This window comes from Pseudomonas sp. AC083, assembly GCF_979253165.1.
This window is the reverse complement of sequence record NZ_CEEDDH010000014.1, coordinates 56,156-80,196: the sequence shown is the minus strand read 5'-3', so window position 1 is coordinate 80,196 and position 24,041 is coordinate 56,156. Positions and strand designations below refer to the sequence as shown.

24 protein-coding genes are annotated in these 24,041 nt (G+C 61.6%); 12 read left to right on the top strand and 12 right to left on the bottom strand.

All coding sequences use genetic code 11. The annotated features are described in order from the left end of the window. Positions 1-10: 10 nt before the first annotated feature. The 8 genes from AC0IXA_RS19630 to nrdR all read right to left on the bottom strand — a co-directional run bounded on the left by AC0IXA_RS19630 (position 11) and on the right by nrdR (position 5,985). Entirely contained in the window at positions 11-514 is a 504-nt protein-coding gene (locus tag AC0IXA_RS19630) for a phosphatidylglycerophosphatase A family protein (protein ID WP_039761886.1), read from the bottom strand. Continuing rightward, complete coding sequence (gene thiL / locus AC0IXA_RS19625; RefSeq protein ID WP_471814355.1) at positions 511-1,476, bottom strand: thiamine-phosphate kinase; 966 nt, start codon at positions 1,474-1,476, stop codon at positions 511-513. Before thiL ends, AC0IXA_RS19630 begins: the two co-directional genes overlap by 4 nt. A gap of 27 nt (positions 1,477-1,503) precedes the next feature. Further along, entirely contained in the window at positions 1,504-2,004 is a 501-nt protein-coding gene (nusB, locus tag AC0IXA_RS19620) for a transcription antitermination factor NusB (RefSeq protein ID WP_024014489.1), read from the bottom strand. Beyond that, the gene (gene ribH, locus AC0IXA_RS19615; protein ID WP_003228649.1) at positions 2,001-2,477 is read right to left on the bottom strand and encodes a 6,7-dimethyl-8-ribityllumazine synthase; all 477 of its coding nucleotides are present in this window, start codon (positions 2,475-2,477) and stop codon (positions 2,001-2,003) included. The genes nusB and ribH overlap by 4 nt, the downstream gene beginning before the upstream one ends. 90 nt (positions 2,478-2,567) lie before the next feature. Further along, positions 2,568-3,659: a bifunctional 3,4-dihydroxy-2-butanone-4-phosphate synthase/GTP cyclohydrolase II gene (ribBA, locus tag AC0IXA_RS19610; RefSeq protein ID WP_024014490.1), complete on the bottom strand. Its 1,092-nt coding sequence runs from the start codon at positions 3,657-3,659 to the stop codon at positions 2,568-2,570. A gap of 21 nt (positions 3,660-3,680) precedes the next feature. Continuing rightward, on the bottom strand, positions 3,681-4,343 hold the full coding sequence (locus AC0IXA_RS19605; RefSeq protein WP_016772981.1) for a riboflavin synthase: 663 nt from the start codon (positions 4,341-4,343) through the stop codon (positions 3,681-3,683). Positions 4,344-4,390: 47 nt separating this feature from the next. Further along, positions 4,391-5,524, bottom strand: coding sequence for a bifunctional diaminohydroxyphosphoribosylaminopyrimidine deaminase/5-amino-6-(5-phosphoribosylamino)uracil reductase RibD (gene ribD, locus AC0IXA_RS19600; protein ID WP_341639274.1), 1,134 nt, complete (start codon positions 5,522-5,524; stop codon positions 4,391-4,393). Beyond that, positions 5,521-5,985 (bottom strand): transcriptional regulator NrdR, encoded by a 465-nt coding sequence (gene nrdR / locus AC0IXA_RS19595; RefSeq protein ID WP_007910946.1) that lies wholly within the window; start codon positions 5,983-5,985, stop codon positions 5,521-5,523. The genes ribD and nrdR overlap by 4 nt, the downstream gene beginning before the upstream one ends. Positions 5,986-6,113: 128 nt before the next feature. Here nrdR and AC0IXA_RS19590 point away from each other — a divergent pair, with 128 nt between their 5' ends. From AC0IXA_RS19590 to trxA, 3 genes are all read left to right on the top strand, one after another. Further along, positions 6,114-6,578, top strand: coding sequence for a YbaY family lipoprotein (locus AC0IXA_RS19590; protein WP_071173724.1), 465 nt, complete (start codon positions 6,114-6,116; stop codon positions 6,576-6,578). Then, positions 6,575-7,228, top strand: coding sequence for a class I SAM-dependent methyltransferase (locus tag AC0IXA_RS19585; RefSeq protein ID WP_471814354.1), 654 nt, complete (start codon positions 6,575-6,577; stop codon positions 7,226-7,228). Before AC0IXA_RS19590 ends, AC0IXA_RS19585 begins: the two co-directional genes overlap by 4 nt. 203 nt (positions 7,229-7,431) lie before the next feature. Next, positions 7,432-8,304: a thioredoxin gene (gene trxA, locus AC0IXA_RS19580; RefSeq protein WP_016772977.1), complete on the top strand. Its 873-nt coding sequence runs from the start codon at positions 7,432-7,434 to the stop codon at positions 8,302-8,304. A 4-nt stretch (positions 8,305-8,308) separates the two neighbouring features. On the opposite strand, the gene AC0IXA_RS19575 is transcribed toward trxA, so the two are convergent. Then, positions 8,309-8,668, bottom strand: coding sequence for a hypothetical protein (locus AC0IXA_RS19575; RefSeq protein ID WP_130902600.1), 360 nt, complete (start codon positions 8,666-8,668; stop codon positions 8,309-8,311). 135 nt (positions 8,669-8,803) lie between these two features. On the opposite strand from AC0IXA_RS19575, the gene AC0IXA_RS19570 reads away from it, so the two are divergent. From AC0IXA_RS19570 to AC0IXA_RS19535, 8 genes are all read left to right on the top strand, one after another. Next, entirely contained in the window at positions 8,804-9,385 is a 582-nt protein-coding gene (locus tag AC0IXA_RS19570; protein ID WP_225914395.1) for a PAAR domain-containing protein, read from the top strand. Further along, entirely contained in the window at positions 9,382-10,329 is a 948-nt protein-coding gene (locus AC0IXA_RS19565) for a CHAP domain-containing protein (RefSeq protein ID WP_056790741.1), read from the top strand. The genes AC0IXA_RS19570 and AC0IXA_RS19565 overlap by 4 nt, the downstream gene beginning before the upstream one ends. Beyond that, on the top strand, positions 10,326-10,892 hold the full coding sequence (locus tag AC0IXA_RS19560) for a hypothetical protein (RefSeq protein ID WP_038860944.1): 567 nt from the start codon (positions 10,326-10,328) through the stop codon (positions 10,890-10,892). Before AC0IXA_RS19565 ends, AC0IXA_RS19560 begins: the two co-directional genes overlap by 4 nt. Positions 10,893-11,047: 155 nt before the next feature. Continuing rightward, positions 11,048-11,641: a DUF2796 domain-containing protein gene (locus tag AC0IXA_RS19555; RefSeq protein ID WP_133339259.1), complete on the top strand. Its 594-nt coding sequence runs from the start codon at positions 11,048-11,050 to the stop codon at positions 11,639-11,641. A 127-nt stretch (positions 11,642-11,768) separates the two neighbouring features. Further along, positions 11,769-12,479: an ABC transporter ATP-binding protein gene (locus AC0IXA_RS19550; RefSeq protein WP_471814353.1), complete on the top strand. Its 711-nt coding sequence runs from the start codon at positions 11,769-11,771 to the stop codon at positions 12,477-12,479. A 1-nt stretch (position 12,480) separates the two neighbouring features. Then, the gene (locus tag AC0IXA_RS19545; protein ID WP_071173729.1) at positions 12,481-13,746 is read left to right on the top strand and encodes an ABC transporter permease; all 1,266 of its coding nucleotides are present in this window, start codon (positions 12,481-12,483) and stop codon (positions 13,744-13,746) included. A gap of 11 nt (positions 13,747-13,757) precedes the next feature. After that, complete coding sequence (locus AC0IXA_RS19540; protein ID WP_024014502.1) at positions 13,758-14,276, top strand: DUF3299 domain-containing protein; 519 nt, start codon at positions 13,758-13,760, stop codon at positions 14,274-14,276. A 220-nt stretch (positions 14,277-14,496) separates the two neighbouring features. Beyond that, positions 14,497-15,195 (top strand): OmpW/AlkL family protein, encoded by a 699-nt coding sequence (locus AC0IXA_RS19535; protein WP_024014503.1) that lies wholly within the window; start codon positions 14,497-14,499, stop codon positions 15,193-15,195. Positions 15,196-15,378: 183 nt separating this feature from the next. Here AC0IXA_RS19535 and AC0IXA_RS19530 read toward each other — a convergent pair whose 3' ends face one another. Further along, positions 15,379-16,311 (bottom strand): NAD-dependent epimerase/dehydratase family protein, encoded by a 933-nt coding sequence (locus tag AC0IXA_RS19530; RefSeq protein ID WP_341639278.1) that lies wholly within the window; start codon positions 16,309-16,311, stop codon positions 15,379-15,381. Further along, entirely contained in the window at positions 16,304-17,188 is an 885-nt protein-coding gene (locus tag AC0IXA_RS19525) for a sugar nucleotide-binding protein (RefSeq protein WP_038860943.1), read from the bottom strand. Before AC0IXA_RS19525 ends, AC0IXA_RS19530 begins: the two co-directional genes overlap by 8 nt. A gap of 276 nt (positions 17,189-17,464) precedes the next feature. On the opposite strand from AC0IXA_RS19525, the gene AC0IXA_RS19520 reads away from it, so the two are divergent. Beyond that, a complete protein-coding gene (locus tag AC0IXA_RS19520) occupies positions 17,465-21,751 on the top strand; it encodes a DEAD/DEAH box helicase (protein ID WP_471814352.1) in 4,287 nt (1,428 codons plus the stop codon). 114 nt (positions 21,752-21,865) lie between these two features. On the opposite strand, the gene AC0IXA_RS19515 is transcribed toward AC0IXA_RS19520, so the two are convergent. Continuing rightward, a complete protein-coding gene (locus AC0IXA_RS19515) occupies positions 21,866-23,968 on the bottom strand; it encodes a mechanosensitive ion channel domain-containing protein (RefSeq protein WP_471814351.1) in 2,103 nt (700 codons plus the stop codon). Positions 23,969-24,041: the final 73 nt, after the last annotated feature.

Here is a 24,041-nt window from a genome sequence, read left to right as displayed (position 1 = left end):
GTGAGTCGAATCAGGCGAATACCCAGACCAGCCCTTGCATCGCCAGCCAGGCGAACACACCGGCCAGCACGTCGTCGAGCATGATGCCGACGCCGCCATGCACATGCTTGTCGATCCAGCGGATCGGCCACGGCTTGAGAATATCGAAGAAGCGGAACACCAGAAAACCTGCGAGCAACCAGTACCAGCCTTCCGGCACCAGCCACAGGGTGATCCACATGCCGACCATTTCGTCCCAGACAATGCCTTCGTGGTCGTGCACGCGCAAATCGTCAGCGACTTTGCCGCACAGCCAGAAGCCGAACAGCATGGTGATGCCAAGCATCAGCCAGTAGCCCCAGTCGGGCAGCATCTGCCACAGCGGAATGAACGGCAGCGCCACCAGCGAGCCCCACGTGCCCGGCGCTTTTGGCAAGGTGCCGGAGCCGAAGCCGAACGCGAGGAAATGCCACGGATTGCGCCAGACCGAAGGAGGCACGAATTCGGCAGGGACCTGTTTCGGGTGATCTGTCACGGTGTCTCCTGAAAATGTTGGTAGCCGCGAATCTGCGGAGTGATGTCGTGCCCGTCGCGGTCCAGCAGCAGCACGCCTTGGCCCGGCAGCACTCGCCCGATCACATGGATCGGCCAGCCGTCGGCCAACAGTGCCGGCAGCTCGGCGGACGGCAAGGTGAAGGCCAGTACGTAATCATCACCACCGCTCAATGCCGCGCGCTCGGCACCGCGCTGACCGAGAAACGCGACTAAAGCATCCGACAACGGTACACGCTCGCGTTCAATCTCAAGTCGCACCTTCGACGCCAGCGCGATATGCCCGCAATCGGCGAGCAGGCCATCGGAGATGTCCAGCGCCGCCGTAGCCTTGCCGCGCAGCGCCTGACCGAGGGCCAGTTGCGGCTGTGGCGACCAGTAATGCTCGAGCAGCGGCTGGGCGGTATGCGCTTCGGCATCACGTTGAGCCAATACCAGCGGCAAGGCGCCGGCCGCATTGCCCAGTTCGCCGCCGACGCAGAGCAGATCACCGGCCTGCGCACCGCTGCGGGTCAAGGCCTGGCCAGCGGGTACGCGGCCGAACACGGTGACCGTCAGGCTCAACGGCCCGCGCGTGGTGTCGCCGCCGACCAGGGCGACGCCGCAGCTTTGCGCCATGCGGTTCAAACCCCGGGCATAGGCTTGCAGCCAATCGGCAGTTACCGTCGGTAAGGTCAGGGCAAGGGTGAAGGCAACGGGCGCAGCGCCCATGGCGGCCAGGTCACTGACCGCGACGGCCAGCGAGCGCTGACCGAGCAGAAACGGATCGCAGGGGTCGGCGAAATGCACACCGGCCACCAGCGTATCGGTAGAAACCGCCAGCTGTTCCCCAGCGGGAACCGCCAGCAAGGCGCAGTCGTCGCCGATCCCCAGAGCAACGCCTTCGCCGCCCTGCGCACAAGGCGCGGCGGCGAAGAAATTGCGGATCAGCTCAAACTCGCCCATGGCCGAGAAAAAGTATTCAAGCGCCGATCAGCGCTTGAACGCCTTCACTTCAGCTTCACGCAGGCGCGGGGCCAGCTTGTCGAGCACGCCGTTGACGAACTTGTGGCCGTCGGTCGAACCAAACACTTTGGCCAGCTCGATACCTTCGTTGATCACAACGCGGTATGGCACGTCGACGCGCTTGAGCAGTTCCCAGGTCGACAGGCGCAGAACCGCCAGTTCAACCGGGTCCAGCTCTTCGATCGCCAGATCCAGGCAAGGCGTCAGGGCAGTGTCGATTTCGGTCTTGAACTGCGGAACCCCGTGAAGGATCTCCCGGAAGTAGGCACCGTCGACATCGGTGAAATCGTTATCAACGCGAAACTGCGCTTCGATCTCGTTCAACGATTGCCGGGCCATGTGCCACTGGTACAGCGCTTGAGTCGCGAGCTGACGGGCTTCGCGACGCTTGGCGCTCTTCGACGGCTTGCCGGCATCCGCAGGTTTCGGATCGCGCGGGTTGAAACGATCGCTTTCGTCGCTAATCACTTGGCCTCCAACTGCGCCAGCAGGCTGACCATTTCCAGAGCGGACAAGGCAGCTTCGGCACCTTTGTTACCGGCCTTGGTGCCGGAACGTTCGATGGCTTGCTCGATGGAATCGACGGTCAGCACGCCGAACGCAACCGGTACGCCGAATTCCATGGAGACCTGGGCCAGGCCTTTGGTGCACTCGCCAGCCACGTATTCGAAGTGCGGAGTACCGCCACGAATGACCGCGCCAAGGGCGATGATCGCTGCGAACTCGCCTTTCTGGGCGACTTTCTGCGCAACCAGCGGGATTTCGAAGGCGCCCGGTGCGCGGATGATGGTGATGTCGCTTTCGCTCACGCCGTGGCGAACCAGGGCATCAACGGCACCGCTGACCAGGCTTTCAACCACGAAGCTGTTGAAGCGGCCCACTACCAGAGCGTAGCGGCCTTTGGGGGCGATGAAGGTACCTTCGATGGTCTTCAGGGTCATTCGTCAGTTCTCTTAAAGAGCCGGGACGCGTCTGCTACGCGCCCCTCAGTGATTATTTGCCGCGAATCAGAGTCCGGAAACAGCCGGTCATTATTCGGAGGGCACGTATTCTACAACTTCCAGATCGAAACCGGATATCGCATTGAACTTCATTGGTGCCGACATCAAGCGCATTTTGCGCACGCCGAGGTCACGCAGGATCTGCGAACCGGCCCCGACAATGCTGTAGGTGGTCGGTTTTTTCGGCGTTGCCTGCTCACCGGTTTCACGGATATGCGCCAGCAGCACGTCGCCATCGAGCGGGTGACCGAGCAGCAGCACCACACCGCTGCCGGCCTCGGCGACCGCAGCCATGGCGGCGCGCAGGCTCCAGCGGCCCGGTTGCTTGACCATCAGCAGATCGCGCAGCGGGTCCATGTTGTGCACGCGAACCAGCGTCGGTTCTTCAGCGCAGACAGTGCCCAGCGTCAGGGCCATGTGCACGTCGCCTTCCACCGAATCACGATAGGTCACCAGGTTGAATTGGCCCAGTTCGCTGTCCAGCGGCTGCTCGGCAATCCGCTGAACGGTACGTTCGTGGATCATCCGGTAGTGGATCAGGTCGGCGATGGTGCCGATCTTGATGTTGTGTTCAGCGGCGAATGCTTCGAGTTCAGCACGACGGGACATGGTGCCGTCGTCGTTCATCACTTCGCAGATCACCCCGCTCGGCTCGAAACCGGCCATGCGCGCGAGGTCGCAAGCGGCTTCGGTGTGGCCGGCGCGAGCGAGGGTGCCGCCAGCCTGCGCCATCAGCGGGAAGATGTGGCCCGGACTGACGATATCTTCAGCCTTGGCGTCTTTGGCGGCAGCCGCTTGCACGGTGCGCGCGCGGTCAGCGGCGGAGATGCCGGTGGTCACGCCTTCGGCAGCTTCGATCGAAACGGTGAACTTGGTGCCGAAACCGGAACCGTTGCGCGGCGCCATCAGCGGCAGCTTCAACAGTTCGCAGCGCTCGCGACTCATCGGCATGCAGATCAGGCCACGGGCGTGCTTGGCCATGAAGTTGATGTGTTCGGCCTGGCAGCATTCGGCGGCCATGATCAGGTCGCCTTCGTTCTCGCGGTCTTCGTCATCCATGAGGATGACCATCTTGCCTTGGCGGATGTCTTCAACCAGTTCTTCGATGCTATTGAGCGCCACAAGGCACCCCCTTCTTTTGAATTATTTGAGGTAGCCGTTTTGGGCCAGAAAGCTTTCGGTGATGGTGCTGCCGGCGGTCTTCTCGGCGGCCTTGTCGCCCAGCAGCAGACGCTCCAGATAACGCGCCAGCAGGTCGACTTCCAGATTCACCCGGCGGCCCGGCTTGTATGAAGCCATGATGGTTTCGCTGAGGGTGTGCGGAATGATCGTCAGCATGAATTCGGCGCCATCGACTTCGTTCACGGTCAGGCTGGTGCCGTCGACGGTGATCGAGCCTTTGTGGGCGATGTACTTGGCCAGTTCCTTCGGCGCGCGGATGCGAAATTCCACGGCGCGGGCATTGTCGCTACGCGATACCACTTCGCCAACACCATCGACATGACCGCTGACCAGATGCCCGCCGAGGCGAGTGGTCGGGGTCAGGGCTTTTTCCAGATTGACTGGGCTGCCGCTTTTCAGGTCATTCATGGCGGTGCAATCGAGGGTTTCGCGGCTGACGTCGGCGGCAAAGCCGTCGCCCGGCAACTCGACGGCGGTCAGGCAAACGCCGTTGACCGCGATGCTGTCGCCGAGTTTGACGTCGCTCAGATCGAGCTTGCCGGTTGCGACGTGCACCCGCACATCACCGCCCTTTGGGGTCAGTGCGCGGATACTGCCGATGGATTCGATGATGCCGGTGAACATGGGGTTCTCCTTGAGAACGAGGCCAGCGCTAACGCGATGGCCGAGAATTATACGCGGGCCGAAGGGACAGGGATCGCAGTGACTCGCCAGTCATCGCCCACCGCGCGGATTTCAGTGATTTTCAGTTCCGGTGCATCTTTCATCTGCGCCAGCGGCCAGTCGAGCAGCGGACGCGCCGTGGAGCCGAGGAACTTGCCGGCAATGAAGATCACGAATTCGTCGACCAGCCCCAGTTGCGCAAAGGCGCCGGCCAGACGCGGACCGGCCTCGACCAGCACCTCGTTGGTGCCACGATGAGCCAGTTCGATGAGCAATTGATGCAGATCGACCTGGCCGTCGGCACCCGGCACGATCAGGCATTCCGGGCCATTGGCGTATTGCTCCTCGACCGCGACACAGGTGGCGACCAGCGCCGGCCCGGCCTTGAAGAACGGCGCATCCAGCGGCACCCGCAGGCGGCCATCGATCAACACGCGCAATGGCGGGCGACTCATGGCCAGCGCGGTTTGCTCACTGTCCAGACCGAGTTCGTCCGCGCGCACGGTCAAGCGTGCGCCATCGGCCAGCACCGTGTCGGCGCCGGTCAGCACCACCGCCGCCTCAGCGCGCAAACGCTGTACCGCAGAACGCGCCGCCGGGCCGGTGATCCACTGGCTCTCGCCGCTTTCCATCGCTGTGCGACCGTCGAGACTCATGGCCAGCTTGACCCGCACGAATGGCAAGCCATGTTCCATGCGTTTCAGAAAACCTTGATTGAGCTTGCGTGCCTCTGCTTCCAGCACCCCGCTTTCAGTGGCGATACCGGCATCAGCCAAGCGCTGCAAACCGCGCCCGGCGACTTGCGGATTGGGATCACGCATCGCCGCTACGACCCGGGCAACGCCAGCGGTCACCAAGGCGTCGGCGCACGGCGGCGTGCGTCCGTGATGGCTGCAAGGTTCGAGGGTCACATACGCCGTCGCGCCCCGGGCCTGCTCGCCGGCGGCGCGCAGGGCGTGGACTTCGGCATGGGGTTCGCCAGCGCGCTCATGCCAGCCTTCGCCGACAATCTGGCCGTCACGCACCACCACGCAACCGACTCGCGGATTGGGATGGGTGGTGTAGTGGCCTTTGCGCGCCAGTTCCAGCGCGCGGGCCATGAAATGGGCGTCGAGGATCGCCTGCTCGGCGGCGGTGGTCATTCTTTCACCGGTTCGCGGGCGAGGCGGTCGATCTCTTCGCGGAATTCATTGAGGTCTTGGAAGCGCTTGTACACCGAGGCAAAACGGATATAAGCGACTTCATCAAGCTTTTGCAGCTCGGCCATCACCAGTTCGCCGACCACGAGGGATTTGACCTCGCGTTCGCCGGTGGCGCGCAGCTTGTGCTTGATATGGACCAGAGAGGATTCGAGGCGCTCGACGCTGACCGGACGTTTCTCCAGCGCGCGCTGCATGCCGGCGCGGAGTTTTTCTTCGTCGAACGGTTGGCGGCTGCCGTCGGTTTTGATCAGGCGCGGCAACACCAGTTCGGCCGTCTCGAACGTCGTGAAACGTTCGCCGCAGGCCAGGCATTCACGCCGGCGGCGCACCTGTTCGCCCTCGGCGACCAGACGCGAGTCGATGACCTTGGTGTCGTTGGCACCGCAGAAGGGACAGTGCATGGTGGCTGGCAACAAAAAATGGGAGGGCCATGGTAGCGCATCCCCGTGGCAAGACAAGCCATAGGCTTTGCGGTATACAGAACGGCATGATCGTCTGATCCATGGAATTCATTCTGCCGGAGCCTCCAATGCCGTTACGTCCGCTTGTTCTGCTCAGTCTTTTCAGCCTGCTGGTGGCCTGTGGCAGCGACGCACCCAAGCCGCAACCGCCGACGCCGGGCCCCGCGCCGCAACAGGCGCAGAAAAAAGCCAAAGAGGCCGCCGAACTCGGCCCGCTGCCAGCGCATCAGCGCGAATTGAGCGGCACCCTGCAAGGCGTGCCAACCGGCGCCGAAGTCGAATTGGCGCTGCTGGTGATTGATGAAAAGGATCGCCCGCAACAATTGCTCGCCAGTTCCAGCCTGATCGGCAACAACCAGATCCTGCCGTTTCATCTGCGCTTCAACCCCGAGGCATTTCCGGCCGGCGCACGGGTTGAGCTGCGCGGTCGCGCCAGCCAGTCCGGACAACTGATCCTGCACCTGCCGTCGCAGACCATCACTCAACCGACCACTCAGGCTTTGGGCCAGCTGCAATTCGTCAAAGCGCCATGACAGCACCGCTCGACCTGCAACAGGCCTTGGGGGAATTGCTCGGCGACGCCAGACTGAAAGCCTGTGCGTTGCCGGGCACTGATTTGCAGCTGTGGTTGATCGATGGCGACAACATGGCCCGCGAATTCAGCCAGGAAGAAACCCAGCGCATCCTGCATGAACCGCCCTATTGGAGTTTTTGCTGGGCCAGCGGCTTGGCTGTGGCGCGTTATCTGGCACAGTTTCCCGACTGGGTGCGCGGCAAGCGCGTGCTGGATTTCGGCGCCGGTTCCGGGATCGCCGGCATCGCGGCGGTGAAGGCCGGGGCGCTGGAAGTGGTGGCCTGCGATCTCGATCCGTTGGCGATCGCCGCGTGCAAGGCGAACGCCGAGCTCAACGATGTGCAGATGAGCTACTCGACGGATTTCTTTGCCGAGGCCGATCGCTTCGATCTGATTCTGGTCGCCGACGTGTTGTATGACCGCGCCAATCTGCCGTTGCTCGACGCGTTTCTCAGTCGCGGACGCGAAGCGCTGGTGGCGGATTCACGGGTGCGGGATTTTCGTCATCCGTTGTATGAGCGAATTGAAGTGCTCGAGGCGATGACCTTGCCGGATCTGGCCGAGCCTGAGGAATTCAGACATGTCAGCCTCTACCATGCGCGGCGCTAGCTAAAAGCATCGCGGGCAAGCCCGCTCCCACAGGGTCTGAAGTCGTCCGCAGATTTTGTGTAATACCCAAAACACTGTGGGAGCGGGCTTGCCCGCGATAGCGTCCTTCCAGGCGACACATATCTCAAAACCCGCCCCGCTTCCGGCCCCCCCCACCAAGCCGTATAGTTGCCCCATTCCAAGCTTCTTCGACGAGATCCCCCATGAGTCAGCAAACGCCGTACATCTTCGACGCCACGACTGCCGATTTCGACCAGTCGGTGATCGAAGCCTCCTTCAACAAACCGGTGCTGGTGGATTTCTGGGCCGAATGGTGTGCGCCGTGCAAGGCGTTGATGCCGATGCTGCAGGGCATTGCCGAGAGCTATCAGGGCGAGTTGCTGCTGGCCAAGGTCAACTGCGACATCGAGCAGGACATCGTCGCCCGCTTCGGCATTCGCAGCCTGCCGACCGTGGTGCTGTTCAAGGACGGTCAGCCGGTCGACGGCTTTGCCGGGGCACAACCGGAATCCGCCGTGCGCGCGCTGCTGGAACCGCATGTGCAGATGCCGCCACCGGCCGCTGCCGACCCGTTCGAACAGGCTCAGGCGATGTTCGACGAAGGCCACTTCGCCGAGGCGGAAGCGGTGCTGGTGACCATTCTCAATGAAGACAATACCAACGCCAAAGCGCTGATCCTTTACGCACGCTGCCTGACCGAGCGCGGTGAGCTGGGCGAAGCGCAAACCGTGCTCGACGCGGTCAAGAGCGATGAGCACAAAGCCGCACTCGCCGGGGCCAAGGCGCAGATCCAGTTCCTCGGCCTCGCCCGCGACCTGCCGGACGCCGCCGATCTGAAAAGCCGCCTGGCGCAAAATCCACAGGACGATGAAGCGGTGTACCAACTGGCGATCCAGCAACTGGCGCGCCAGCAATACGAAGCGGCGCTGGACGCCTTGCTCAAATTGTTCATCCGCAACCGCAGCTACGGCGAAGGCTTGCCGCACAAGACCTTGCTGCAGGTGTTCGAGCTGCTGGGCAATGATCATCCGTTGGTGACGGCTTACCGTCGCAAAGTGTTTGCGGCGCTGTATTAAGGCCTCACCCGATCCAGCTATAGAGCGGCGTATCCCCGCCGCTCGCCACTTTCACATCGGCACTGTGGCGCAAACGCACGAGCAAACGCTTGCCCGCTGCCGCACTGCCGGTGAGCGCCTCCAACTGATCGAGCAGATCCGGCCCGCTAAGTTGCCCGGCGTTGCGCAACACGTCTTTGGCCACCTGCCACAGCGCATCATCCTGATTCACCGGCTTCGCCGCCGGGGCCGACGCCACTGCCTCAGACTGCGCAATCGGCGCCTGCCCGCTTAGCGCCGAACCGAGCCTCGCCCAATCGCTGTCATCCAGCTCCACCGTCAAATCCACCGGCACCTCGCCGACCGTTCCGCGTATCCGCAACATCAAGTTCGCTCCTGCACTTTTCTGACCTGCATGCTCCCACGGGACTTGTGCAACGCCAAGTAAAGGGCGCCAAACACATCTGGTAATTCCCGGTTAATCGGCTAAATTAATCTCTTTTTGCGGGAAGGATTCCCAATGTCTTCAGGACGAAAACTGGCCTCTAAAGGAGGCCCGACCTCTACAGGTGGCGTGATACTTGAAGGAAATGAGAACCTCAATATCGAAGGAAGAATAATCGCTTCCATTGGACAACTCGCCAGTTGTCCGGTCTGTGGGCCTGGCAAAGGCCCCATCGTAGCAGTGGGTGAAAGAACGCTGATTTTACCTGCCGGACCAGCTGCGCTAGAGGGTGACTACGTCGCCTGCGGTTGTCCGCCCATGACCAATAAGCTGCTCACTCAGCAACACAGTGGTTTCGCAGGAATTGGCCGGCCCGCTCCAATTGACATGGGGCCACCGATTGCTGCCCTGACCTCTTATCGCTACTTGCAGGTCATCATCGAACGCCTTGATGACACGGAAAAGCCAGGTTGGGCTTACAAAATCAAGGACAAGGCGAAGGTTGCCGTTTTACAAGACAGCACTTGCAACCTCACAGGCGAAGGCTGCGAACACCCGGTAAAAAACGCTTCGGATTACGACACCCTGTTGGTAGGGGAAGATTCCGAATGGACTTTCTATGCCTATGAAGAGCCCCTGACACAGGATTTGTCATGAAATCGGAAATCAAACTCATCTTTAAAGACTTTCTGATGCAGCCACCGCCAGGCGTAAAATTTCAGCTGCTTATCGACGGTCAGGTCGTAGATGACAACATCGTTCAAAACGATGACAGGCCTCGCATTTATTCATTGATATCCAAAAACGGCCAGATCGCTATAACGCTCGCGGGCAAGGAACTACCGTCGATCAAAACCCGAGACACCCACGAAGTGACGGTTCAGATTGTGGGGAACTCCGGTACAAAAAAAGGTATGCACACTGCTACGTTGAATCCAGGGAAGTCTCTTTCGATCGTAGCGATATCACCGTGGGTAAAAGTCCCGCTAACGACCAGCGGCGCTGTCTCGAACGACGCGTTCTACGAAGTCGAATATGGTGTGAAACGTACAAATGAAACCCGAACGGTGAAAGTCGTCATTCAGGACATGCCGCGCAGGATACTGATGGAGGCGCTGTCACACCGGGGATCAACACAGTGGGCAGGGAATAAAAGCAAAAAGTCGCTGCCACACCCTACTCTCAGGCAGAGCGTGGAATTTCCACCAAACACAAATAAATGCAATCTGTTCGTCTACGACGTGCTGACCGCAATTGGGGTCAACGTGGCGTTGATTGAACATGGCAAATCGAAATACCTGCCATATTTCTCCAAGGTTAGTCCTCCGCTTGCGGGTGAATGGGCGAATGGACAACGATTGCTCAATAGCTGGAAAGTCGAGCGCACGCCGTTGCCCGGGGACGTCGGCGCTTACGCAATGAATTATTCCGACGCCAGCGGCCATGTCGGCTTCGTTCTAACGAAGGGCGTATGCATTTCTGCAGGGTGGGAAAAAGTTGAAGTTAACGACGCAGGTTTTCGCCATGCGACCGGTAATGCAAATCCCAGCGACCATGACTTCACTATTTTCCGACGCTATAAACACAGCACGCCACAATGAAACGCCCTTATTCGCTCCTCCTCATAATTCCGTTTTTGCTCATCGTGGCATGGCGCATCTGGTTGCCTGCCGATCTTTCGGCTTGTCCCGCTGACGGGGAAACTGCAGGTCCACTGACCCTTGTTATTCGTGATTACTTTGAGCGCAATAACCGGACCGACTGGCGAGACATGGATGATCGTTTCGACATACTTTCAACCCCCGAAGGCCAGAGCATAGCGAGTCAACCGAATTCACACACTTGCGAAGCATTGCGGGTACTGCAGAGTCCGGCGTTCAGTCAGAGTGAAAAAATCTTCACCATGGCACTTATGTTCAGACTGCCAATCGACCAGTACATGGCCCTGATGGATCGCAGTCATCAACTCTACACGCAGGGCAAAATGGATAAGGAGGTGCTGACTCTGGTGGTATTTCCGCGCGGAACAGCCATCAACTACTGGTGGCTTCCGGCTTGGCGACAGCGTTTCAGTCGCGATGCGCCGAGCGTGCTCGACGCAAATCTGATCAACGATGTTCTTTCGGGACACTATTGGTTCGACTATCCCGGCGCAGGCTTCTGATTCTGCAAGCATGACATCCAATCCCAGCACCGCCCGCGAACTCATCCCGGGCGGTGCTTAGCCATGTCTTGCGCAATCTCAAGCGCACGGGCACACTCTGCGGACTTTCGTTATAAGATTACATAACAAACTTTTCATTTTTCTCGGAGTCCGTCATGCGTCGTCTGTTGCTCGCTTTGCCGTTTGCCCTGTTGCCGCTGGCCGCTGCCCATGCGGTTGATGAGCACGATCATGATCATGAGCACGGCAGCCTCGGCGCTCACGAACATGGTGTGGGTCGCCTGAACGCCGCGCTCGATGGTCAGACCCTGGAGCTGGAGCTGGAAAGCCCGGCGATGAATCTGGTCGGTTTTGAACACGCCGCCACGTCGGATGCCGACAAGGCCAAAGTCGCTGCCGCTCGGGCGCAACTGGAAAAACCATTGGCTCTGTTCAGCCTGCCCGCTGCGGCCGGCTGCAAGGTGGTCAGTCAGGAACTGGAAAGCCCGCTGTTCGGCGACAAACCGGACGCCGACGATCACGACGAAGATGAAGCGGACAAGGACGGTCACGAGCATCACCACGACCACAGCGAAATCCATGCGCATTACCAATTCAGCTGCGCCACACCGGGGGCACTGAACACGCTGAACCTGACGAACATCTTCAAGACCTTCCCGGCGACGCAGAAGATTCAGGTACAACTGATCAGCGCGACCGGCCAGCAAGGTACCGAAGTGACGGCAAAATCGGCTGCGCTGAAATTCTGAAGCGAATGAAGATCCCCTGTAGGAGCTGCCGAAGGCTGCGATCTTTTGATTGTGCAGATCAAGATCAAAAGATCGCAGCCTTCGGCAGCTCCTACAGGGGTCCGTCTCCAACCATGAAATCGGTGCCATGACCCAAGCACTCATCGAACTTTCCGACCTTGGCTTCAACTGGCCCGGTCACCCGCCGCTGCTGGACATCCCGGCGTTTCGTCTGGAAGCCGGCGAAACCCTGTTTCTCAAAGGCCCCAGCGGCAGCGGCAAGACCACTCTGCTCGGCCTGCTCGGCGGAGTGCAGAAGCCCGGTCGCGGCAGCATTCGCCTGCTCGGCCAGGAGCTGACCGAACTGTCTGCCGGCAAGCGCGATACGTTTCGTGTCGATCACACCGGCTACATTTTCCAGCAATTCAACCTGCTGCCGTTTCTCTCGGTGCGCGAGAACGTTGAGTTGCCGTGCCATTTCTCGAAACTGCGTGCGCAACGGGCGAAACAGCGCCACGGCAGCGTCGATCAAGCCGCCGCCACGTTGCTCGCGCACTTGGGTCTGAAAGACGAAAGCATCCTCAGCCGCCGCGCCGACTCGCTGTCCATCGGCCAGCAACAACGGGTCGCTGCCGCCCGCGCGTTGATCGGCCAACCGGAGCTGGTGATCGCCGACGAACCGACCTCGGCGCTGGATTACGACGCCCGCGAGAGCTTCATTCGTCTGTTGTTTGCCGAGTGCCGCGAGGCCGGATCGAGTCTGTTGTTCGTCAGCCACGACCAGAGCCTGGCGCCGCTGTTCGACCGTCATCTGTCCCTGGCCCAACTCAATCGCGCCGCCACGTCCGCCGAGGTCTGAGATGTATCTGTTTCGTCTGGCCATGGCCAGCCTGGCCAACCGCCGTTTCACCGCATTGCTCACCGCCTTCGCCATTGCCCTGTCGGTGTGCCTGCTGCTCGCCGTCGAGCGCGTGCGCACCGAAGCCAAGGCCAGTTTCGCCAGCACCATCAGCGGCACTGACCTGATCGTCGGTGCTCGTTCGGGGTCGGTAAACCTGCTGTTGTATTCGGTGTTCCGCATCGGCAACGCTACCAACAACATTCGTTGGGACAGCTTCGAACACTTCGCCAACAATCCGAAAGTGAAGTGGGCAATCCCCATGTCCCTCGGCGATTCCCATCGCGGCTATCGCGTGATGGGCACCACCGAAGCCTACTTCGAGCACTACCAGTACGGGCGCCAGCAACACCTGGCGCTGGCCGACGGTCGCGCGTTTGCCACCGATCCTTTCGAAGTGGTGCTCGGTGCCGAAGTCGCCGAAGCGCTGCACTACAAGCTCGGCGACAAACTGGTACTGGCCCACGGCGTGGCGGCGATCAGCCTGGTCAAGCATGACGACAAACCCTTCACCGTGGTCGGCATCCTCCAGCGTACCGGCACGCCGGTAGACCGCACGCTGCACATCAGCCTCGGCGGCATGGAGGCAATTCACATTGACTGGCACAACGGTGTGCCGGCGCGCGGCAACGGGCGGATCAGCGCTGATCAGGCGCGCAACATGGACCTGACCCCGCAAGCGATCACCGCGTTCATGCTCGGCCTCAACAGCAAGATTTCCACCTTCGCCTTGCAGCGCGAGATCAACGAGTACCGTGGCGAACCGATGCTGGCGATCCTGCCGGGCGTGGCCTTGCAGGAATTGTGGAGCCTGATGAGCACGGCCGAGAAAGCCTTGTTCGTGGTCTCGCTGTTCGTTGTGCTGACCGGGCTGATCGGCATGCTCACGGCGATTCTCACAAGCCTCAACGAGCGCCGCCGCGAGATGGCGATTCTGCGTTCGGTGGGCGCGCGCCCTTGGCACATCGCGAGTCTGCTGGTGCTGGAAGCCTTTGCGTTGGCGCTGACCGGGGTGATTGCCGGGCTCGCGTTGCTGTACATCGGCATCGCTGCTGCGCAAGGCTACGTGCAGGCCAATTACGGTTTGTACCTGCCACTGGCATGGCCGAGCGAGTATGAATGGACGCTGCTCGGTGGCATTCTGGCGGCCGCGCTGCTGATGGGCAGCGTGCCGGCCTGGCGCGCGTATCGCCAATCATTGGCCGATGGCCTGTCGATCCGTTTATGAGGATGTTCACCATGCCCCGCGCCCTGCTTGCGCTGCTGATGCTGGTCGCCCTGCCCGTGTGGGCGGCGGCGCCGAAAGACCTGACCTGGTCGGAAATGATCCCGCCGGACGCCGCGCCGGAAGTACCCAACATGACCCCGCTGCACGACCTGTCGAAAATGGGCGACGCACTCTCTGCCGAGTCCGCACCAGCGGCCAAGCAGGATATGCCGAATGCGCCGGTCGTGAAGAGCCTCGACGGGCAGAACATTCGCCTGCCCGGTTACATCGTGCCGCTGGAAGTCAGCGAAGAGGGGCGCACCACCGACTTTTTGCTGGTGCCGTATTTCGGCGCCTGCATCCACGTACCGCCACCGCCGTCGAACCAGATCGTCCATGTGAAAAGCGAACTGGGCGTGAAGCTCGATGAGCTGTATCAGCCGTATTGGGTTGAAGGACCTTTGCAGGTGAAAGCCTCGAGCAGTGAACTGGCCGATGCCGGGTATCAGATGGAGGCGGAGAAGATTTATGCGTATGAGCTGCCGGAGTAATTCCCGGTAGTTTTGTATTGGCTGGTCTATCGTCTTCGCTAGCAGGCTCGCTCCCACAGGTGATCACATTCCAAGGTGGGAGCGAGCCTGCTCGCGAATAGGCCCTCAAAGGTTCCACAAAACCCCGCCCCTTCACTGTTTCATTGAGCTGAGTCAAAACACCGTATCAGACGGCTTCGTACCCTAGGACATCGAATTTTTATGTCCTTTCGGAGCCCCCATGAACAAGTCCTTGCTCAGCGCCCCGCTGTTTGCCCTCGCGCTCGCAGCCCCGCTCGCCCACGCCCACGAAGCCGGTGACATCCTCGTGCGCGCCGGTGCGATCACCGTCAACCCGAAGGCCGACAGCTCCAGCGTCAAGGTCGATCAGGGTCCGCTGAGCGGCACCAATCTGGGCGGCAAGGCGACCATGAGCAGCGACACCCAACTGGGTCTGAACTTCGCCTACATGCTCACCAACAACATCGGTATCGAGCTGCTGGCAGCCACGCCGTTCGAGCATGACGTCAAGCTCAAGGGCACCGCCCTGCCCGCCGCCAACGGCAAGCTCGGCACCTTGAAACACCTGCCGCCGACCCTCAGCGTGGTCTACTACCCGCTGGATTCGAAATCGGCCTTCCAGCCGTATGTGGGTGGTGGCATCAACTACACCTGGATCTACGACGAACACGTCGGCAGCGAAGCCAGCGCCAACGGTTTCAGCAACTTCAAGGCGAAAAACTCCTGGGGCCTGGCCTGGCAGGTCGGCGCCGACTACATGATCACCGACAACATCATGCTCAACGCCCAGGTGCGCTACATCGATATCGACACCCGCGCGACCGTCGAGAACAACGCCGTCGCGCCGGGCACCCGTGCACGGGTGAATGTGGATGTCGATCCGTTCATCTACATGGTCGGTTTGGGCTATAAGTTCTAAGTCGATTTTTTACTGAACGTTCACGTGGTGGTGAATGAGGCTTGGTGGCGGGCAGGCACAGACCTGACGAAGACCGTACGCAGTCGATCGGGGGACAACGTTCCCTCGCCACAGGGATAGCGATATTCCGGCCGTGAAAAAGGCGCCTTATGAAGGGCGCCTTTTTCATGTCCGAAGCTTGTTTCATCCGCGCCCGAGCAAGCGCGCCAAGCCCACATTCATCGGCGTCTGCGGCGGCATTTCGAAGCGCTGCAGCAAGCGTCGGTTATCCGCTCGCGAATGGCGGATATCACCCGAACGCGCCGGCCCGTAACTCACGGGCGGCAACTCACCGATTACCGATTTCAACGCTTCGAGCATCTGCTTCAGGCTCATCGCCTGATTCCAGCCAACATTGACCGCGCCTTCCTGCACTTCAGGCATTTCCAGCGCCTGCACCAGCAAGTCGACCAGATCACCGACATAGAGGAAATCGCGAGTCTGCTCGCCATCGCCAAACACGGTGATCGGTAAACCTTTCTGCGCGCGTTCGCTGAAGATGCTGATCACCCCGGAATACGGCGAGGACGGATCCTGGCGAGGGCCGAAGATGTTGAAGAAGCGGAAAATCGCCGGTTCCAGGCCATGCTGGCGACGGTAGAAATCGAAGTACTGCTCACCGGCCAGTTTGTCCGAGGCATAGGGTGTCAGCGGTGCTTTTGGCGTGTCTTCATCAATCGACTCGCCCTCGCCATTGTTGCCGTACACCGCCGCGCTGGAGGCATACACCACACGCTTGACCCCGGCCAGGCGCATGGCTTCGCAGACATTCAGGGTACCGATGAAATTGCTCTGGTGAGTTTTCACCGGATCGTCCACCGAGGCCTGCACCGAGGCCACGGCTGCCAGATGCGCGACAGCGTTGCAACCTTGCATGGTGCGGGCGACCAAAGCGGCATCAGCGACATCGCCGACCACCAGTTCAACCTTGGGATTGTCCAGCGGCAGGTTGCTGCGCTTGCCGGTCGACAGGTCGTCGAGCACGCGTACCGCATAGCCCTTGGCGAGCAAGGCGTCGGTCAGGTGCGAGCCGATGAATCCCGCTCCGCCAGTGATTAGAACCGTTCCTTCAGCCATGTCGATAGAACCTGTCCAGTAGACCCGGGAGCGCGGCACGCCAGGCGCGCGGCTTGATCCCGAAAGTGTGGAGAATTTTCTTGCAGGCCAGCACCGCGTGTTGCGGTTCTTCGGCGGCGTCCGGGCGCGCGGCGTGGGCCTGCGCGGTCGGTGCTTCGATCGCCAGCGGATGCAGGCTGCGTGCTTCGGTGAGAATCGCCTGGCCCAGCGCCAGCGGTGTGGTCGCTTCGTGGCCGGCGTAATGGTAAGTGCCCCACAGCGGCGCGGCGCAGTCGAGTTGCTTGAGCACGGAGATGATCACTCGCGCGGCGTCATCGACCGGAGTCGGATTGCCGCGACGATCATCGGCCAGCAACAACTCTTCGGGTTGTTCCGCACGGGCGAGGAAGCGTCCGAGGGTGCCGTCCGGACTGTCGTCGAGCAGCCAGCCGAAACGCAGCAGCACATGTTGCGGGCAGGTCGCGCGCACACTTTGCTCGATGCGCCACAAGGCCTGACCGCGCAGGCCCAGCGGCACCGGTTCGTCTTTCTCGCTGTAGGCCGTGGCCCGCGAGCCGTCGAACACGCGATAGCTCGACGGCTGCACGAGGACAATGTTGTGGTGCTGGCACAGTTCGGCCAGACGCTCGATGGCGCGTTCCTGGCCGCTCATGCGGCTTTCGCTGACGCTCTCGGCCTGGAACCAGTCGAAATAGTAGGCGAGGTTGATCAACGCATCGGGACGGGTGTCGTCGAGCAGTTGGGTGAGGCTCGCGGCATCCCAGCCGTTTTCGGGCGGGCGGGGGGCGAGGAAACCGATGTCTTCTTCCGCACCGAGGCGAATCAGCGCCTGCCCAAGGGCATTTCCGCCGCCCAGTAACATAAGGCGCATTCGCATAGAGTCAGCAGGCCCAGTCTGATTGGAACGATGGCTTTGGCGACGGTTCTCGTGGAACCGTCGTCGATAATTGCCGGAATCGTTGCATTTTGCGGGTTTAGTGCGCAACCGTCATCCGTAAAGTGTAGATCCGCGAATTTGCGGCGTCCTGACCGGCCCCTTCGCGAGCAGGCTCGCTCCCACAGGGGACCGGGTTCCAAGGTGGGAGCGAGCCTGCTCGCGAAGGCGTCCGAACGGTACTTGCATCTTCCCGCCCCCGCCCGCATAACTTAAGTCATGAATCTGCCCCTCCCCGCCAACAGTGCGCTGGCCGGTTTTCACCCCGCCGTCAGCGCCTGGTTCAACAAGACTTTCCCGGCGGTCACCACCGCTCAGGCCCGTGCGTGGCCGTTGATCCGCCAGCGCCGCTCGACGCTGATCGCCGCGCCCACTGGCTCGGGCAAAACCCTGACCGCGTTCCTCGCCGTGCTCGATGAGCTTGTCCATCGAGGTCTGGAACACCCCGATGGTTTGCCCGCCGAAACCCTGGTGGTCTATGTCTCGCCGCTGAAGGCACTGTCCAACGACATTCAGATCAATCTGCAGAATCCGCTCGCCGGCATCACTGCGCAATTGCGCGAAATGGGCCTGCCGGAGCTGACCATCACCACCGCCGTACGCACCGGCGACACGCCGCAAAAAGACCGCGCCGCGATGCGCAAGAGCGCGCCGCATATTCTGGTGACCACCCCGGAATCGCTGTACGTGCTGCTTGGCTCGGAATCCGGACGCAAGATGCTCGGCACCACGCGCACGGTGATCATTGACGAGATCCACGCGATGGCCGCTGGCAAGCGCGGCAGTCATCTGTCCTTGAGCCTCGAGCGTTTGCAAGCACTCTGCGCCGAACCGCTGACCCGCATCGGCCTGTCCGCCACGCAGAAGCCGGTAGAAGCCGTGGCGCAATTCCTGGTCGGTCACGATCGCCCCTGCGAAATCGTCGACATAGGCCACGCCCGACCGCGAGACTTGGGCATCGAAGTGCCGCCGGTGCCGCTGTCGGCGGTGATGGCCAATGATGTCTGGGAACTGGTGTATGAGCGCCTCGCCGAACTCGCCCGCGAGCACCGCACCACGCTGATTTTCGTCAACACCCGACGCCTTGCCGAGCGCCTCAGCCGCCATTTGAGCGAGCGCCTCGGCAAGCAGGCGGTGGCGGCGCACCACGGCAGTCTCGCCAAGGAGTTTCGCCTCGATGCGGAACAACGGCTCAAGCGCGGCGAGCTGCAAGTGCTGATCGCCACCGCGTCGCTGGAACTGGGCATCGATATCGGTGAAGTCGACCTGGTCTGCCAGATCAGTTCGCCGCGTTCGATTGCTGCGTTTCTGCAACGGGTCGGTCGCTCCGGACATCAGGTCGGCGGCACGCCCAAGGGTCGTTTGTTCGCCACCACCCGCGACGACCTGATCGAGTGCGCCGCCCTGCTCGACTGCGTGCGCCGGGGCGAGCTGGATACGCTGCACATTCCGGAAAAGCCGCTGGACGTGCTGGCGCAGCAGATCATTGCCGAGGTCAGTTGCCAGGAATGGTCGGAGGACGCATTGCTGGCGATGTTCCGCCGAGCCTGGCCGTATCGCGACCTCGATGAAAAACACTATCAGGCCCTGCTGAGCATGCTCGCCGAGGGTTACAACGGCCGCCAAGGCATCCGCAGCGCCTACCTGCACCGCGACGCCGTCAGTCGCACCTTGCGTGGCCGGCGGGGCGCGCAACTGACCGCCGTGACCAGCGGCGGCACGATTCCGGACAACGCCGACTACAGCGTGCTGCTCGAACCCCAGGGCTTGAACATCGGCAGCGTCAACGAAGACTTCGCCGTGGAAAGTATCGCCGGCGACGTGTTCCAGCTCGGCAATACCTCGTACCGCATCCTGCGGGTGGAAAGCGGCAAAGTGCGCGTCGAGGATGCGCAGGGGATGCCGCCGACCATTCCGTTCTGGCTCGGCGAAGCGCCGGGGCGCAGTGATGAACTGTCGGCGGCCGTCGCGCGCCTGCAAGCGCAGTTGGATGAATTGCTCAGCGCCAGCCCCGGGAATCTGCAACCGGCGCTCGACTGGCTGACCACCATACTCGGCCTCAACTTCGCCAGCGCCGAGCAATTGGTCGAATATCTGGCGCGCGCACGGCAAACCCTCGGCGCCCTGCCCTCGCAGGACACGCTGTTGATGGAGCGTTTTTTCGACGAGTCCGGCGGCACCCAACTGATCATTCACACGCCGTTCGGCAGCCGCATCAACCGCGCCTGGGGCCTGGCCTTGCGCAAGCGTTTCTGCCGCACCTTCAACTTCGAGTTGCAGGCCGCCGCCAGCGAAGACGCGATCGTGCTGTCGCTGTCCACCAGTCACAGTTTTGAGCTCGACGAGGTCTGGCGTTACCTGCACAGCAACAGCGCTGAACACACGCTCATTCAAGCGGTGCTTGATGCGCCGTTGTTCGGCGTGCGCTGGCGCTGGAATGCCGGGGTGGCGCTGGCGTTGCCGCGCTTCACCGGCGGGCGCAAAGTCGCTCCGCAACTGCAACGGATGAAGAGCGAAGACCTCATCGCCAGCGTCTTCCCCGACCAGATCGCCTGCCTGGAAAACCTCGCCGGCGAGCGCGAAGTCCCCGAGCATCCGTTGGTGGAACAGACCCTCGACGATTGCCTGCACGAAGCGATGGACAGCGAAGGCTGGCTGACCCTGCTGCGGCGCATGGAGCGTGGCGAGGTGCGCTTGATCGCCCGTGATCTGCCTGCGCCGTCGCCGCTGGCGGCAGAAATTCTCAGCGCCCGGCCGTACACGTTTCTCGACGACGCGCCGCTGGAGGAACGCCGCACGCAAGCGGTGATCAATCGACGCTGGAGCGATCCGCAGTCGACCGATGATCTCGGCGCACTCGATGCAGATGCGATCACCGCAGTGCGCGAAGAAGCCTGGCCGTCGCCCAACTCCCTGGATGAGATGCATGAAGCGCTGATGAGCCTCGCCTGCATCAGCGACGCCGAAGCCCGCGCCAACGCGGGTTGGCCGGACTGGCTGCAAACGCTGATTGCCAGCGGCCGCGCCTGCCTGTTGCAGATCGACGCCGAGCATCAGTTATGGCTGGCCCGCGAACGCTTGAGTTGCCTGCAAGCACTTTATCCACAGGCCACGTTGCTGACTGAGGCGGTGATGCTGCCCGGCTTCGACGACACGTGGGCATTCGATGAGGCGCTGGTCGAAGTGATCCGCGCCCGCCTCGGCGCCTTTGGGCCAATCCCGTTGCCCGCCATTGCCGAGCCGCTCGCCCTGCCAGTTGCGCAAGTCAATCAGGCCCTCGCGCAACTGGAGCGTGAAGGTTATGTGTTGCGCGGCCAGTTCACGCCGAACAGCGCGATTGAAGAATGGTGCGAACGCCATCTGCTCGCGCGCATCCATCGCTACACGGTCAAGCGCCTGCGCCGGGAAATCGAACCGGTGGCATTGCAGGACTTCATGCGTTTTCTGTTCGACTGGCAGCATCTGACGCCGGCCACCCAAGGTCAGGGCAGTGCGGTGCTGTCGGCGATTGTCGGCCAGTTCGAAGGCTACCCGGCGGCAGCTTCGGCGTGGGACAGCGACATCCTGCCGGCGCGCCTCAAGGACTACTCGCCGAGCTGGCTGGACGACCTGTGCCGCAACGGCAAACTGGTGTGGACGCGCATCAATGCGCGGCAGAAGGTCAGCGGCTCGGCATTGCGCAGTACACCGATTGTGCTGCTGCCGCGTAGCCAGGTGGGTTTGTGGAGTGCGTTGGCGGAACAGACGCCAGTGAGTGAGTTATCGCCGAAAACACAGAAAGTCTTCGAGGCGCTGAGTCAGCATGGTGCGCTGTTTTTCGATGAGTTGATTCATGAAGCGCGCCTGCTGCGCAGCGAACTGGAAATCGCCTTGCAGGAACTGGTCGCCGCAGGTTTGGTGAACGCCGACAGCTTCGCCGGCTTGCGTGCGCTAATCACTCCTGCAAGCAAGCGCCAGCAGCGCAGCAGTCGACGCGGACGCGGCGCGTTTATCGGCGGTATGGACGATGCAGGGCGCTGGGCTTTGCTGCGCCGTGGTTCGTCAGCCGATACCGCCGAGACGCTCGAACATGTCGCCATGACCCTGCTGCGCCGCTACGGCGTGGTGTTCTGGCGCTTGCTGGAACGCGAAGCCGACTGGCTGCCGAGCTGGCGGGAATTGCTGCGCACCTTTCATCGTCTGGAGGCGCGGGGCGAGATTCGTGGCGGGCGGTTTGTCAGTGGTCTGGCTGGCGAGCAATTTGCCTTGCCCGAAGCCATTCCCTTGCTGCGCGAAGTACGCCGACGCCCGCAGGACGGCAGCCTGGTGGCGGTGTGTGGGGTTGATCCGCTGAATCTGGCCGGGACGTTGTTGCCCGGGGTGAAAGTGCCGGCGCTGGTGAGCAATCGGCTGGTGTATCGCGATGGGATTCCAGTGGCCGCGGTGATTGCCGGCAAGCAGCAGGTTTGGGTAGAGCTGGATCCGATAGCCATGGGACAACTGCATGCCAAGCTGATCCGGCATTGAGAGTGTTCGCACCGGCGTCTTCGCGAGCAGGCTCGCTCCCACAGTTCAATCCCGTTTCCCCTGTGGGAGCGAGCCTGCTCGCGAATGGCCGGCCCTGCACCCCAAAATCATGCTTCAGGTCCGTGACTCCTGCGGTAACTCATCCGCAACCACCGCCCCCTCCTCCTGCCGCTTAGGCAACAACACCTGCTGTGGATAAGTCTGCGCAAAATGCACATTCGGTGTGTTATCCACAAGCTTCTTCAAGCGCTGGTTGAACGCCCGGCTCACCGCATATTGCCCGCCGGACACTGTGCGGAATTGTGCCGTCAGCACCACGCCGTTGAGGTCCATTTTGTCCACGCCAAATACATCCAGCGGCCCTTGCAGGTTGTACTTGAGGAACGGGTCTTCGCGGATCGAATCGCCGGCCTCGCGGATCAGCTCGATGGCCTTGTCGACATCGGTGTCGTAGGTGAACTGCACCGAGAAAAATGCGAAGGCGAACTGGCGGGATTGGTTGGTCACAGCCTTGATCTGGCCGAACGGCACCGAGTGCACAAAACCCTTGCCATCACGCAGACGCAGGGTGCGGATGGTCAAACCTTCCACGGTGCCGGCGTGGCCGGAATCGAGCACCACCCAGTCGCCAATCGACAAGGTGTCTTCGATGATGATGAACAGCCCGGTGATGACGTCCTGCACCAGTTGCTGCGAACCGAAACCGATCGCCAGACCGACCACGCCCGCACCGGCTAGTAGCGGCGCGACGTTGATGCCGAGGTTGGCCATGGTGGTAATCGCGCAGATCACCACGAGGATGATTTTGATCGCATTGCGCAGCAGCGGCAGGATGGTTTTCACCCGCGTGCTCGGCTGGCGTGCCGCGCGTTTGCTCAGCGGCGGTTTCAGCGCTTCCTGAATCGCCGTGTCGAGCACCACCCACAGCAGCCACGTCACCAGGAAGATCAGACCGATGCTGCTCAAGGCATTGCTGATCGCCCGGCCGACCGTGCTGCTCTGGGCGAAATCGAGCAGCGACACGCCCCAGATCCGCCCGAGAATATCGATGAACACAATCGCCATGACGATCCGCAGCAACGCATGCAACAGGCTGAGAAAACGTTCCTTGTAGGCACTGCTGCGCTGGATCGCCTCGGCCTTGCGTGATTTGAACAGGTGCTGCAACACCGTGCTGAGAAACACCGTGGCGATCAGCAGCACGGTAGTGAACAAGGCGCAGCGCAGGGCTTTCTGATTGTCCTCGCCGATGCCGATCAGGCTGACTGCCGAGACCAGCACCATCAGCACGATCGGCCAGTACCACAGCCCGGAAAATATCCGCAGCGACTCCTGCAGCGACGGTTGTTTCAAACGCTGAGCGAGCGGGCGATTGCGGATCAGATGCGCCACGGGCCGGCGCAGGCGAATCACCAGCAAACCGAAGATGACCGAGGCGATCAGCCCGGTGAACACGGCGATGCTGCTGGTGATATTGCCGCCCAATTGTCGGGCGATCTGCGGGCTGGTCAGGGCATCGCTGAGGGCGGCGAGAAAGCCGATCAGGAACAGCGGGCGCGGGCAGTATTCACGGATGATTCGCGCGGCGGCGCGCTTGTGGCCGACGTTGAACATCACCACCACGCACAACAACATCGACGTGGAAAAAATGCCGCTGCTGGTGGCGTAGGCCAGACACAGTGCCAGCGCGCGGCCCACCGAAGCTTGCAGAAAGTGGCTGACATACAGCGTCAGCGGCAGGCAGATCAGCGCCGGCACGGTGTACGGCAGCACGTAGCCGAGCAGATCCTGACTGCGCTGGCGGGTGCGCAACCAGCGGCCCTCACGCAGACGCTTGGCCAACAGACTGCCGAGCACGGTCAGCAGGGCGAAACTGCCCAGCCACACTCCCGACAACGTGAGGAAATCCCCGGCCACGCTCCAGCCGGAGCGATTCGACGGCTGCTTGACCAGCCTGTCGACCTCATCCGCCGCGCGGTCGGCGCGCAGCCGCCAGGCATCGACCAGGTGTTCGTTGAGATCGAGTTTTTCCTGCACATCGTCGATGCTCGTACTGATCGCCCCGAGCAAACCACCCTGCACCAGCGGTTCCGGTTCGGCAGGTTTTTCCGCCGTATCGGCGGCAGCCGGAACGCCCGGTAGCGCGGCGGCTTGCGATGCGTTGACGCCGAAGCACAGCAGCGCTCCCAGCAGAATGGCGATCCTGAAATTGCGCAAAGCTCCGATCTCCCGTGGCTGACCCTGGTAAGGAACTGATCGGTAATTGCGCGGCAAGTTCAAGAGCCCCCTC